Genomic DNA, 13,076 nt, shown 5'->3' on the forward strand with positions numbered 1-13,076 from the left:
CTTATTTTGCCTCACTAACAAAAATTTGGTCAACAACCTTTTTGGTAGCAGACCCTCCTTCAAGGTAACAATAAGTGTTATAGAAATCGTTATACTTTTCTTCAAATACGCCAAATCCTTCGTTTTCAAACGTTTGAATGGCGTGTAAAACTTCTTCAGATGTTGTCACGACAGGACCTGGCGCCTCTTTTTCAAGATCAAAGTAAAATCCACGCAATTTATCGCGATATGAAGCAAGATCATAAGCGAAGAAAATAATTGGTCTCCTCAAATTCGCATAATCGAAAAAGACAGACGAATAATCCGTAATTAACACATCAGAAATTAAATAGAGATCATTGACATCGACACCAAGTGATAAATCAAAAACAAATCCTTCATATGGAGAAAGATCAAACTGCTCTGCAATTAAATAATGCATCCTTAATACAATAACATATTCCTCGCCAATTTCACGTCTCAATAAATCAAGATCTAATTTCAGCTCATGCTTATATTTCCCTGGTTGATAAAATTCATCATCTCTCCAGGTTGGTGCATAAAGAACCACTTTTTTATCGGTAGGAATGCTATACTCCACTTTCAAAGCATCGATCTTTTCTTGATGATTTTCAAGATGAAGACGATCATTACGTGGATAACCCGATTCTACCATGTTTTTCTTAAAACCAAATGCTCTCTCAAAAATCTCAGATGAGTATCGATTCGGCGAGATTAAATAATCCCACTTCGCTGCTTCCTTATAGAAATTATCTTTATAGGAGAGCGTGTTTGTTCCAGGCATGAACACTTCTTCCATATCACCTGCAAGCTTCTTAAGCGGCGTTCCATGCCACGTTTGTACATAGACAGTGTGAGATGGCTTAGGAATCCAAAGCGACATCCGACTATTAGTCACCCAATAACGCGCACGCGCCATGAGATAAAACCATCTTAGCGAAAAACGCCTTACAGTAGGTATACCCCTTTTACGAAAAGACTCAGCATGAGATTCTTCAACACTCCAAATCATGTCTAAATCATAGTCGTGCTCTAACAGATATTCGTAGATCGCCCTTGGATTGCAGCTGTACTGCTTGCCAGAAAAGCTCTCAAATATAACAAGCCGCTTGTTTGCTGGAAAACGGCCCAACGCCACAAAAAGAAGTCGACTAAACGCCTTCATTAATGGATATATTTTCAACATTCTCAATAGCTTTTTCATGAAATGGACACCATACTCCCGACTAGTAGTAGATTACCTCTATTCGAAATGCGCTGTCGCTTTGAAAAAACAGGATAGTGCCATATCGCCTTCACCAGCGGCAGTACCCTGTTTCTCTAAAGTCTATCTACATTTCAGCTTTCTCGGGCTCAAACACCCTATTAATTACTTTTCTAGAAGCGTGCCCATCATCAAGATGACAATATTTATCATAGAATGCATTAAAATTGCTTTGATAGGTAGCTTCTATTTTCTCGATATGTTCAATCGCATCTATGACACCGTCCGACGTTTTAAGAAGCGGACCTGGTGCTTCATTCTCAAAATCCATATAGAATCCGCGAAGTGAATCGCGATACTTTTCAATGTCATAAGTGAAAAATAAAATGGGACGACGTAAATTTGCGAAATCAAAGAACACGGATGAATAATCAGTAATCAGAATATCTGATAGTAAATAAAGCTCCGCAATATCTCCGTAGTCAGATAAATTGTATACAAAATCGCTCATTCCAGTCGTATCAATATGCTCTGCAATTAAATAATGCATGCGTAGACCAATAACATATTCTTCACCAAGACGTTCCTGCATTTCGCTAAGGTTCAGCTTTAAATCAAACTTGTATTTCCCCTTACCGTGAAACTCGTCATCCCGCCACGTTGGGGCATAAAGAATGACTTTTTTATCAGAAGGAATACCAAGTTTAGCCTTTATTTCCTGCTGACGTCTAGCCTTTTCTTCATCCTCAAGATAGAGGATATCGTTTCTCGGATAGCCCACATCAAGAACTTCTTTCCCGAACTTAAAGGCTCTTCTGAAAATAGAAGTCGAATAATCATTTGGCGAAACGAGATAGTCCCATTTTTGGGCTTCATTGTAAAAGTTCCGCTTATATTTTTCAGTTGTCGTGCCAGGCATACGTACTTCTTTCATATCAGCTGCCAGTTTTTTGAGCGGTGTGCCATGCCATGTTTGTAAATAAACTGTCTCAGGACGTTTAATCGCAAAGTTTGGCATTCTAGCATTCGATACCCAGTACTTGGCAGTCGCAAGATGGTAATAGTAAGCGGGGCTTAAGCGTCGCACCTGCTTAGGATTCCCCGGTATATCCTTTTTCTTTTTATCATAAACCCATAAATAATCATACTTATGATCGCTTTTTAACAGTTCTTCATAAATGTAGCGAGGGCTATCTGAATACCCCTTACCACCGAAGCTCTCAAGAAGTACTTTTTTCGGTTTCATTGGCATTTTTACGAGAACCGTTCGGTAAAGCTGACGCATGAGTAAGTGTTTCTTCCTCAATGATCTACGCCACTGCCTTAAACGTACACGAAACATCATTGACTTCAGAACAGCTTCTTTTCTCCCCTTTTGCAGAAGACGATGCTCTCTTCGTTCGATGATATTCCGTCTCTTAATCCTTCCAGGTGCTACTAAAGAGAGACTGTTCTTTAAAGCAGTGAAATGATCAAATAAAACGTTAGAGTCCTTCACGGCTTTATTTGTAATGCTCTTTGAATAATAATTTAACAAGAGAAGGTCCAAATAGCGACTAATGCTTTTCGTATCAGCGTACGACATCTTCATTTTATGATACACATAAAATAAATCAGGCAACTTCTCCTCTACAGAATGTAGCATGAGAGTTGGCTGGTCGATCGGATCATAGCATTCCCCTTTTAAATAAGTGGGAACACCTGTAATCATCGGAATCTCCTCTGTATTTACTATTGCTGGAATGGAGAAGGTAAGGTCCGTGTAAAAGGTAGCTTGTTCATCAAAACGAAGCTCATGAACGTCCACAAAGTCTTTGCGTAGCAACAAGTTAGTAGCACTCCTACGACGAAGTGCTTTAATTTTTCTTCCACCACTTAATCTACGCAAATAGTAGGAATCTTCTCCAATTTCCATTGGAATAGCAATTTTTCCAGCTTTGAAAATAGAACCACCAATAAAGTTTTCTTCTCCTATGTTGTTTAGGAGAAGCTCTAGTGTGTATGGCGCCAGGTAATCGTCACCGTCAACAAAATAGATAAACTCGCTTGAAGCGTACTCGATCCCCATGTTGCGCGCTTTTGAGACACCAACATTTTTATCTAGATGATAGCAAGTCATTCTCGAATCGCTGTAACGCTCAATAATTCCCTTACTATTATCAGTTGATGCATCGTTAATCAGAATAATTTCTATATCCTGAAAAGTTTGCTGCAATAGGGAATCAAGGCATTTTTCGATATAGTCTTCTTTATTATAAACGGTTACTACTACACTAATTTGTCCCATAACAATTCCTAGCACCTCAACTATTTATTCTTTCTTTCTACAATTGCTTATCCGTTAGATACAAGTAGCTCTTTCTTGATTTTCGATGTCGAAATCCCCGCTGTGCGAGGAAGATAAATGACTTCACAATGATCTTTCAAGAAATCAAACTTCCCTTCCCAATCATCACCCATCACAAAGATGTCTACATCGTGATTTTTTACGTCATCTACTTTTTGCTCCCAATGTTCTTCTGGAATTACTTCATCAACATAGCGAATAGCTTCTAATATCATTTTGCGATTTTCATAGCTATGATATGCTTTTTTATTTTTAATTTCATTAAATTCATCTGTTGAAATAGCTACAATAAGATAATCGCCAAGATCTTTTGCTCTCTTCAATATATTAATGTGGCCCCAATGCAATAAATCAAATGTACCGTAAGTCAAAACCTTCTTCATTTCGACCCCTCCAGTTAGTAGTGTTTAATAATTTTTACGAGACGTGAATTAACATACAATTTACAATCTTTAATAACACTTAACATCACGCGAGTTCATTATGATTTATAATGGATTTATATTGAATATTAGCTTTTATCAAATGAACGTGATGTAATGAAGACCCGTAGGCCTGTCTTTAATACAAGCATGGCAAGGAAAAAGGATATATAGTAAAGTAGCAGATCTACTCCTGTTAGTTGTTCAACAATGATGATGACAACAACAGCTACAAAGAAACCAGGTAGACCGAGCAGAACAGCTACAATATCAAAGAATAATGATCCATCTCGAATTGAATTAACAGGATCTTGAGTCGTTGATTGTGACATCGTCAGCTTCGTTAATTGATAAGCAATCGGAACGAGTAATGCCATAATAATTGCAACAAACGTTGCATAAACAAGAACCATTTCGAGTATACTAACTTCTAGCATTCCAGCCTGTCTTAATACCGTTAAAACCATCGATAAAAAGACAGGTAGCGCAGCTGCTTGGATAATAATATCGATATAATAACCTTTCGACGACGTTTGCTTCGTAATGCGAGCAACTTCACCATCTACACAATCAAGTAAATAACCGATATTGTAAAAGAGCGCTGCAAGTATAATGGATAGTGGTGTAGCAATCACAAGTGATAAGCCTGATATGAGAATGAAGAATACACTCATCCAGCTTATCGTATTTGGTTTTATACGCATTTTACAAAAAAGAATTGTAAGGTAAATCGAAATTCGACGCAGTACGTACCATGACCACAGGTCTTCTTTGTAACTTAAGGTTTGAGACTGCTTACGATATGCAAGGATCGTCTCATTATCAAGAAATGTGGTCGGTAGTAATTCTTGCCCATTTTTCATGACCGGTCTTCACCTTCCAGTATTGTTTGCTAAAGTATCCGCCTACTAGTCCAAGTCCTCTCGTAAAGTGAAGCAAAAAGAACTGCATCACAGTTGGGAAATAAGCGCGGAAGCCATGTTTTTTAATAACTCCTAGCGAAGAAATGCCGATCATCATCATATAAATAGTAACGATCGTGATTAAGCTAATTAGAAACGCATTGTTAAAAAGCGCTCCAATTCCAAGACCTGTTCCAGTTAGAAATGCCATTAACGGAGCAAGCTGTCGGAATCTCATCACACCTCGAGTACTTCTTGATGCAATAATACCCCATTTTCCATCTGCATAGGATTTCTGAACAAATGCTTTCAGACTATCTCTTGCGTAGTAAGTGGAAGCAATTTCGCTTGATAAATAAAACTTGCCACCCTGATTCCGTACTCTCGCATGAAATTCAATATCTTCACTTCTTCTTAAGTTTTCGTTGAATAATCCGGCTTTCTGGAACACTTCACGTTTGTAAGCGCCATATGGCACGGTATCTACTCGCCCTTCCCATTTGCTAGAGCTTTTAGTGATGCGGAACATAGAGTTCCCAACGCCCATAGGATGCGAATAAACATAAGCATTAATCGTTCCCCAGAACCCTTTTCCTTCTGTTCGAATGACTCCACCAACGCAGTCCATATCAGGCTGACGCTGAGTTAAGTCGTAATAACTCGTAAGGAAATTAGTTGGAATCATAGTATGACCATCTACTCGTAGAATGTATTGCCCTTTCGCATTTTGAATGGCAAGATTCCATCCTGTCGGCAACGTCTCTTTCGGATTTTCAAACAACCGTATTCTTCCCGGGTTCTTACTACTAACATCTTCTATAATATCCTTCGTTCGATCGGACGACATTCCATCTACTACTAGAATTTCATATGAATCTTGAGGAAACTCCTGTTGCAAGACACCTTCCAGCAACTTTCGTATATACCTCTCTTCATTCTTCACGACGAGAAGCACGGAAAAGAACAATTCTTTCATTTCTTTTCATCCCTTCACAACTTCGCCTTATCTCTCTTTTAATCTAAGAGACTTACATAAACCTTTTCAATCTAATATTTAAGTATACATGATACAGGTTAAAGAATCATTGTAAAAATAAGGGAAAAGTAATTTATTTTCTTTCAATTGTGTGAACAATCATTGGCCATTGCTGTCGTTTTCTAAGAATAAACAAAGACTTATCGCAGAAAAGCGAGTTTAAAATGAGCGGTATTTTAATATTTCATAATGGATTCACGTTTTAATTAACATACTGACACCCTTCGTCGCTCTCATTAAGATTGTGGCCCTACGATCACTTGTAATAAATGGATGCTTAGTTAGAATCACGTACTTTAGTGACCTATGCAATCTAAATCCGACACATACTTTTTGATTGCTATGGGAATAGGAGATTCTATCATTGAAAAAATGATCCATTTTATACTTAAACAGACTTATACATAGTTAACCTTCATTACCCTTTTAGATGTCATTAAAAACAATGAAGATATGAGAAGCAAAGGGCAATAAAAGCAAACAAGACCCAATAAACACAAAAAAAGCGTTATTTCGTTATGCTTTATCATAACATTACCCAAATGAGAAGGATACCGACTATCGCTGTCGAAAAATCTGTTATGGAAGCGAACGACAATGAAGAATGGCTTCTTATTTGTAAAGCTATGTTAGCATTATTGTTGATTCTCGATTTTAGTTTAATTCGAGTGAAGTCTTCCTTTCGTCATGTCTCTTCATTATGAAAATGCAGGAAAATAGTCATGATATATGTTAATATTAGTAAGCACTTATTGGGATTTTGAAAACAATTAGTTACTGGGAGGATTCAACATGAGAGTTAGAAAGGCGATTATACCTGCCGCTGGTCTTGGAACAAGGTTCTTACCAGCAACTAAGGCACAGCCAAAAGAAATGTTACCAATCGTGGACAAGCCAACGATTCAATATATTGTAGAAGAGGCTGTCGCTGCTGGAATTGAAGACATTATCATCGTTAGCGGTCGCGGAAAGCGTGCTATTGAAGATCATTTCGATAAATCATATGAGCTTGAGGAAACACTAATCAAGAAGCAAAAAGACAAGATGTTAAAAGAAGTACAACAAATTTCTAATCTCGCTAACATTCACTACATTCGCCAAAAAGAACCTAAAGGGCTTGGTCATGCCATTAATTGTGCTAGCCGTTTTATCGGCAATGAACCTTTCGCTGTTCTCCTTGGTGATGACATTGTAAAATCAGATCAACCATGTATCGGCCAGCTAATGGATAGCTACAATCGTTATCGCACTTCAATCGTAGGTGTTCAACAAGTGGCTGACGATGCTGTTTCTAAATACGGAATCATCTCTCCTAAGGGAGAACAAATTGACAACGGCATTATTCCAATTAAGTCACTCGTTGAGAAACCATCCCTTGAAGAGGCACCTTCTAATTATGCCATTCTTGGACGCTACATCTTAACACCTGAAATCTTCTCTATTCTTGAGAACCTACCTAAAGGAGCAGGCGGAGAAATTCAGCTTACAGATGCGATCAAGGTGCTAAATGAGCAGCAAGCAGTCTTTGCTCATGAGTTCGAAGGTCAACGTTATGACGTTGGTGATAAATTTGGATTTATAAAAGCAACAGTTGATTTTGCCCTTAATCGTCCAGACCTTCAAAAAGATGTGATGAACTATTTAAAACAAGTTGTGGATCAAGAACTCACAACAAAAAAATAAATAAGTAAGATAAAAACCGCACTCCTCCCATGATAGAGGAATGCGGTTTTTATTATTTGATTTTCTCTAGCTGTGTCTCTGCAAATTCGCCAACAACCGGTAGCTTATACATCTTTCCCTGATAAGCTTTTACCATTAAGACAATCCAAACAATTAAGCTTAGGGGTGGCAATATAAGAAGAGAGACAAGCGATCCTATAATTGGAATCACATTCATAACAAGACTTGCGACAAATAATGTTCCGAACACAACGATCGACTGCATGGCATGAAAACGCACAAACTTGTTTTCCTTTTCAATCAACAAGAAAATAATACCAGTCACGAACCCCAGCACATAGGTCAACAGTCCTGCGACATTTTCCTCCATACCACTCGATGTTTTGCGAGGGGTTTGGCCAATTTTTTCAGGGTTATTCCCTGTTTCCACTGCGGCACCTCCCTTATTTTGTAAATTCTGAATATTGTATAAATTAATTTTATCAAAAGCAGGAATTGGAGGGTAGTATACGAAAGTATACTACTTAGACAAAAATCGAGTACTTTTTCAGTGGAGTGTGATAAGGATGAACCTTCCAGATAACCCCAATCAAGAACAAATTCAGTCGAAGGCTTTTCCGTTTAATATTACGAGAGAAAAAGAGTTAACCGTATTTTCTCGTTTGCTAGATGAAAACGGGAGCAGCATTCTATCCGTATATGGACAGCCCGGGACAGGAAAAAGTGAGCTAATGACGCATTATCAAAAGGAAGCGTCAGACAGAGATATTGTTTTCTACCTTGTAAACGCTCAGTATTCAAAGGCTGAACCATCCGCTTTTCTTCAATTACTATTGGCGCAAATGGGAGCATCTAACCTATACATTTCGCCTCTTGAAGCAATTAATATGCACATCCAACATCTTGAACAACAAGGAATTCGTTTCGTCATAGCCATTGACTCATATGAACGCTTTGAAAAATTAGACGAATGGTTCAGGCAATCTTTCCTTCCATCTCTTCCCTCTTCAAGCATTCTCATTTTTTGCGGGCGCAAAAAGCTCAGGGAATCCTGGAGGGCATCGATCTGGTATCCTTTCATTACTTCCATTGAATTAAAAGGTTTCAGCATCGGACAGTATGATTCTGCCTTTCGCACTTTAAAACCAGAGCTCACTAAGTTAGCCTGGCAATTTTCAAGTGGTAATCCCTATGCATTATCACTTTGCGTTCAGAAACTAAACGAGACGCAGGAATGGAATGAGAAGGATGAGCAGAAAATTTATAGAACCGTCGTCCAAGAATGGCTAAGTGAACTTGAAGATGATCGCCTCCTTCCCTACATAGAAGTGGCGTCGATTGGTCACTACATTCAACAGGAAAAACTTGAAGTAATGCTGGATCAAACGATCTCGCGAAAAGATTTTGAAGCACTCGTATCCCTTTCCTTTTTTGAAGAAACAGAGTCAGGATGGCAGCTCAACACTCTTTTTCAACGGGCAATGAGAGACGATCTACGTAGAAGAAAACCCACGTATTATTATCAATTATGGAAACGTGCCCTGCTCTATTGTCGATCCTTTTTTAAGCACGACCGTGTCATGGATTCCACCGAAATCAGCGAATTCTTCTACTTACTTGGTGAACCAATGATGCGTGCTTCTTTATTTGATCACGACACGCTCTCTACCTATAGCATGACTTCTGCTAGCTCAGACGATTGGGACGAGGTCCTTCCTTATTTGAAAAGCCATTCCACGATGAATGACGCCGGGGAAGCCTCGTTCGTTAATGATCGAAGTACCAAGGTTTTTTATCAACGTGCTCCAAAGAGCGGTGATAAAGATTCCGCTTATATAACGAAGGAAATGATTGAGTCTGTAGGGATTCAGCATGTGAAACTGCTACGTCACCGTGGTGGAAAAGTTATTGGAATTGCTTTTCTTATTCCAATCCAGTCCAGCACGCTTAAGAAGCTACAGCAAAGCCCTGTTACAAGAAGTTATTTTAAGAGGCTGTCTTCTGCAGATGAAAAACGTATTTTGTCTCAAGATAAGCCAGCAGGATGGGTCATTCGATACCTCGGTGTAAAAAATGTGAACCAAATGGAAGATCGCCAGGCACTTTTGTATCATCTTCTGCCTCTTGTTCTAACTGAAGGAATTCTCGTTGCATCGACACCACTTCCTTTTTATCAAGATTTATTAGAACAGTTCCGTTTCAGCGAAGTACACGAAGCAATGCATTTTGACTATGGTCCTGGCCGACCTTCCAAGACTTATGAACTTGATTTAAGAAACGCTCGTCTTTCCCAGTACCTTGAAACATTCGCACAGGCGCTCGGCGTAAATCTAACGGAAACACCGCACCATCCATTTCAATTTACCCCGCGTGAAGAAGAGGTTGTTACACTCGTCATCCAAGGATACTCAAATGCTAATCTTGCTGCTGAACTCTCCTTAAGCGAAGTGACTATCAAAAAGCATTTAAGTCGAATTTATGAGAAAACTGGTGTAAAGAACCGCACGCAGCTAACGCGTATTATGCTTGAGAGGAAATAATGGAAGAGCGGGGGTCAGGTGCGGACCTGACCCCCGCTCCTTTAAAGAGGTGAAGCACTAAATGAATGAAACGAAAATTTATCTTGTACGTCATGCTCATTCTTCTTATACACCTGATGAATACGGACGAGGATTATCACCGAAGGGCAACAGGGATGAAAAGAGCCTTACACATCTAATGAAAGAAAAACAAATTGATGTTGTGCTTTCTAGCCCTTATAATCGAGCGATTCATACAGTTGAAGGCATCGCAAAACATCACTCAATAGACATTCAAGTTATAGAAGCATTTAAAGAGCGAACACTTGCTGGACAACCTGTTGATGATTTTCAATCCGCGATCGACGCTGTTTGGCAAGATGAAACGTTTAGCTACCCTGGTGGTGAATCCAACGAACTCGCTCGTAGCCGAGGAGTGAGCGCTCTTCAAAACGTACTTAAAACCTACAAAGGAAAAAGCGTAGTGATGGGTACTCATGGGAATTTAATGGTTCTCATGATGAGTCATTTCGATGATCAGTACGATAGACACTTTTGGGAAAATCTCGATATGCCTGATGTCTATTGCCTCACCTTTCAAGGAGAAAAGTTAATGAAGGTGGAGCGTATTTGGGAAAGAACAGCATAAAAAATGACACCCCTTATGCGCCGTCATCTTTTATGCTGTTCAAGTGTGTGGTTTACTTTCTTGCGAAGAACTTGAACCCTCGATATGTCTCAATTTAAAGAACCTTACTCTAAAATCCCCTCTTTCTTTAACTTCTCCTCTACGCTAGCGAGAATGTTTCGATTCCCTTCATTTTCAGGACCTTTACCATGAAAATCTTCACTACAGTGTGACTCTGTTAAATAAAAAGCATTATAAAGGAGGCGGCGATCTTCTATAGTGATTCCGCTATTTGGGAACAAATACGTACAGCTTGTATCAATTTCAGTACGCTTGTCTTTTTGATCCACATAATAGAATTCATCCGTTACTGCCCCGTATTTCATATCTTCCGTTGAAGTTAAATACATACCGTCTTCGCTATAGGGAATAACTGTAAAACCTTTTTCTTGTTTTAATTTTGGAGCGCCTTCCACGTTGTAAATCACGATCAATTTCCCTTCAAACCCTTCAGGAACTAAATGAACGGTATCTGTTTTTTCATGATGAATGGTTGTAGCCTTAGACGAACATGAAGCGGCCATCAACATTATCAAAACCACGACGAGTAATCTGATCGCATACATACGCTTCTCCCCCTGACCGTTTGTACCTTTATCTTTTTCGACGGTGGTGGTTGCACTTCCTTCACATGGAAAAATTCCTAACAACAAACTGACCGGGTTATGACGATGCACTATGTCAATCGAGTTATTCTTCTCATAAAAAAGCCCGCCTTCTATGGGAAGCGGGCTTTATCCGTTAGTTAAACGGCAATATCTTTTTCAACAGCATTTGAATCATTGAACTTATCGTGGTTCAACTTGCCAAGAATTCGTGATGTTAGTGTACCTGAAGTCATCGCACCATTCACATTTAACGCCGTCCGCCCCATATCAATGAGTGGCTCAACAGAAATGAGAAGACCGGCTAAGTAAACGGGTAGGTTCATAGAAGAAAGAACGATTAACGCAGCAAATGTCGCTCCGCCTCCGACTCCAGCCACACCAAACGAACTAATACCAACGATTAAGACAAGTTGGATTAAAAATCCAGGACTGAGCGGATCAATACCTACCGTTGGCGCAATCATAACTGCGAGCATCGCTGGATAAATACCAGCGCAACCATTTTGGCCAATCGTTGCACCAAAGGATGCAGACATGTTCGCTGTTCCTTCATCAACACCAAGGCTATTTTTCTGAGCGGAAATATTCAAAGGAATTGTCCCTGCACTTGAACGAGAAGTGAAGGCAAACGTAAGAACAGGTAATACCTTCTTCAAATATGTTAGTGGATTTAATCCACCTGTCGCAACCAAAATCAAATGAATGATAAACATCACAAGCAGTGCTAAATAGGATGCAAGAACGAATTTCCCGAGTTCGAGAATACCGCCTACGTTCGTTTGAGCGACGGTAGTTGCCATCAAGCCCATAATCCCGAATGGAGTTAACCGAAGAACTAGTGTGACGATTCTCATAACGATCGCATAGACAGCATTCACACCTTTCGTGAAGACGGCTGCTTGCTCTGGATTTTTACGACGTACACCTAGTGCCGCGATTCCGACAATAGCTGAGAATATAACAACGGCAATCGTTGAGGTCGGGCGAGCTCCTGTCATATCTTCAAACGGATTTGCAGGAATAAACGCAAGAATTTTATCTGGCGTACTCATATCTTTCACACTACCAAGCGTTTCTTCTAGATAGCTTCCACGATCCTGTTCCGCTTGCCCTGCCTCAATTTGCTCTGCATTTAAATCAAAGACGAGCGAGCTACCTACACCAACGATCGCTGCAACCATTGCGGTTGATACAAGAATTCCAATAATCCACCCTGACATTTTGCCAAGCTCTGAAGTCTTCTCAAGATTCGTAATCGATTGAATGATCGAAACCATAACAAGTGGTATCACGATCATCATTAGAAGGCGTACATATCCGCTCCCTACAATGCTATACCAATCTGATGTTTGACTCACAATCTCTGAGCTAGCTCCGAAGACAGCTTGCAAGTAAACACCTAACACAACCCCAAACCCTAAACCAGCAAACACACGCTTACTAAAAGACACATGCTTCTGCTGCATCTTAATTAAAACACCAATAAGAACAAGTAAAATGGCAATATTCACAATGACTAAAAATGTATCCACGCTATTTCCCCCTTTTATTTTCTCTATAAAACCAAAACTTTATAATCCTTATAAGTTTAGTCGGCATTAATCTAAAATACTACCAATTTGTGGCACTGTCAAGCGCTGGTGCCTGTCACTTCCCGCTATTTGTCG

Annotated in this window: 11 protein-coding genes; 3 read left to right on the top strand and 8 right to left on the bottom strand. The window is 39.5% G+C overall.

The genetic code is table 11. The annotated features are described in order from the left end of the window. Window position 1: 1 nt before the first annotated feature. From ABVF21_RS05405 to ABVF21_RS05425, 5 genes are all read right to left on the bottom strand, one after another. Window positions 2-1,204 (bottom strand): CDP-glycerol glycerophosphotransferase family protein, encoded by a 1,203-nt coding sequence (locus tag ABVF21_RS05405; protein WP_371017649.1) that lies wholly within the window; start codon window positions 1,202-1,204, stop codon window positions 2-4. 127 nt (window positions 1,205-1,331) lie between these two features. Continuing rightward, window positions 1,332-3,491 (bottom strand): bifunctional glycosyltransferase/CDP-glycerol:glycerophosphate glycerophosphotransferase, encoded by a 2,160-nt coding sequence (locus tag ABVF21_RS05410; protein WP_371017650.1) that lies wholly within the window; start codon window positions 3,489-3,491, stop codon window positions 1,332-1,334. A 47-nt stretch (window positions 3,492-3,538) separates the two neighbouring features. Beyond that, window positions 3,539-3,934 carry a glycerol-3-phosphate cytidylyltransferase gene (gene tagD, locus ABVF21_RS05415; RefSeq protein WP_194218652.1) on the bottom strand — a complete coding sequence of 132 codons (396 nt, stop codon included), beginning with the start codon at window positions 3,932-3,934 and terminating at the stop codon, window positions 3,539-3,541. Window positions 3,935-4,062: 128 nt separating this feature from the next. Further along, a complete protein-coding gene (locus ABVF21_RS05420; RefSeq protein ID WP_303534275.1) occupies window positions 4,063-4,836 on the bottom strand; it encodes a CDP-alcohol phosphatidyltransferase family protein in 774 nt (257 codons plus the stop codon). Then, window positions 4,796-5,851, bottom strand: coding sequence for a glycosyltransferase family 2 protein (locus ABVF21_RS05425; protein ID WP_303534277.1), 1,056 nt, complete (start codon window positions 5,849-5,851; stop codon window positions 4,796-4,798). The genes ABVF21_RS05420 and ABVF21_RS05425 overlap by 41 nt, the downstream gene beginning before the upstream one ends. 852 nt (window positions 5,852-6,703) lie before the next feature. Here ABVF21_RS05425 and galU point away from each other — a divergent pair. Beyond that, entirely contained in the window at window positions 6,704-7,594 is an 891-nt protein-coding gene (galU, locus tag ABVF21_RS05430) for a UTP--glucose-1-phosphate uridylyltransferase GalU (protein ID WP_303534280.1), read from the top strand. Between the two features lie 52 nt (window positions 7,595-7,646). On the opposite strand, the gene ABVF21_RS05435 is transcribed toward galU, so the two are convergent. Then, the gene (locus tag ABVF21_RS05435; RefSeq protein ID WP_371017651.1) at window positions 7,647-8,024 is read right to left on the bottom strand and encodes a DUF4870 domain-containing protein; all 378 of its coding nucleotides are present in this window, start codon (window positions 8,022-8,024) and stop codon (window positions 7,647-7,649) included. Window positions 8,025-8,160: 136 nt separating this feature from the next. On the opposite strand from ABVF21_RS05435, the gene ABVF21_RS05440 reads away from it, so the two are divergent. Together ABVF21_RS05440 and ABVF21_RS05445 are read left to right on the top strand one after the other, a co-directional pair. After that, window positions 8,161-10,134, top strand: coding sequence for a LuxR C-terminal-related transcriptional regulator (locus ABVF21_RS05440; protein ID WP_371017652.1), 1,974 nt, complete (start codon window positions 8,161-8,163; stop codon window positions 10,132-10,134). A gap of 61 nt (window positions 10,135-10,195) precedes the next feature. Continuing rightward, window positions 10,196-10,762 carry a histidine phosphatase family protein gene (locus ABVF21_RS05445; RefSeq protein ID WP_371017653.1) on the top strand — a complete coding sequence of 189 codons (567 nt, stop codon included), beginning with the start codon at window positions 10,196-10,198 and terminating at the stop codon, window positions 10,760-10,762. Window positions 10,763-10,866: 104 nt separating this feature from the next. On the opposite strand, the gene ABVF21_RS05450 is transcribed toward ABVF21_RS05445, so the two are convergent. Then, entirely contained in the window at window positions 10,867-11,367 is a 501-nt protein-coding gene (locus ABVF21_RS05450; RefSeq protein ID WP_371017654.1) for a DUF6843 domain-containing protein, read from the bottom strand. Between the two features lie 179 nt (window positions 11,368-11,546). Continuing rightward, complete coding sequence (locus ABVF21_RS05455) at window positions 11,547-12,941, bottom strand: L-cystine transporter (protein ID WP_194218645.1); 1,395 nt, start codon at window positions 12,939-12,941, stop codon at window positions 11,547-11,549. Window positions 12,942-13,076: the final 135 nt, after the last annotated feature.

The organism is Pseudalkalibacillus sp. JSM 102089 (assembly GCF_041366475.1).
In the GTDB taxonomy this organism is placed as follows: domain Bacteria; phylum Bacillota; class Bacilli; order Bacillales; family Guptibacillaceae; genus Guptibacillus; species Guptibacillus hwajinpoensis_B.

What these genes read in the sequence shown, in the direction of transcription:
- ABVF21_RS05450 (WP_371017654.1), bottom strand. Translation starts at nt 11,367, where the DNA reads ATGTATGCGATCAGATTACTCGTCGTGGTTTTGATAATGTTGATGGCC.
- galU (WP_303534280.1), top strand. Translation starts at nt 6,704, where the DNA reads ATGAGAGTTAGAAAGGCGATTATACCTGCCGCTGGTCTTGGAACAAGG.
- tagD (WP_194218652.1), bottom strand. Translation starts at nt 3,934, where the DNA reads ATGAAGAAGGTTTTGACTTACGGTACATTTGATTTATTGCATTGGGGC.
- ABVF21_RS05420 (WP_303534275.1), bottom strand. Translation starts at nt 4,836, where the DNA reads ATGAAAAATGGGCAAGAATTACTACCGACCACATTTCTTGATAATGAG.
- ABVF21_RS05405 (WP_371017649.1), bottom strand. Translation starts at nt 1,204, where the DNA reads ATGAAAAAGCTATTGAGAATGTTGAAAATATATCCATTAATGAAGGCG.
- ABVF21_RS05425 (WP_303534277.1), bottom strand. Translation starts at nt 5,851, where the DNA reads ATGAAAGAATTGTTCTTTTCCGTGCTTCTCGTCGTGAAGAATGAAGAG.
- ABVF21_RS05410 (WP_371017650.1), bottom strand. Translation starts at nt 3,491, where the DNA reads ATGGGACAAATTAGTGTAGTAGTAACCGTTTATAATAAAGAAGACTAT.
- ABVF21_RS05445 (WP_371017653.1), top strand. Translation starts at nt 10,196, where the DNA reads ATGAATGAAACGAAAATTTATCTTGTACGTCATGCTCATTCTTCTTAT.
- ABVF21_RS05440 (WP_371017652.1), top strand. Translation starts at nt 8,161, where the DNA reads ATGAACCTTCCAGATAACCCCAATCAAGAACAAATTCAGTCGAAGGCT.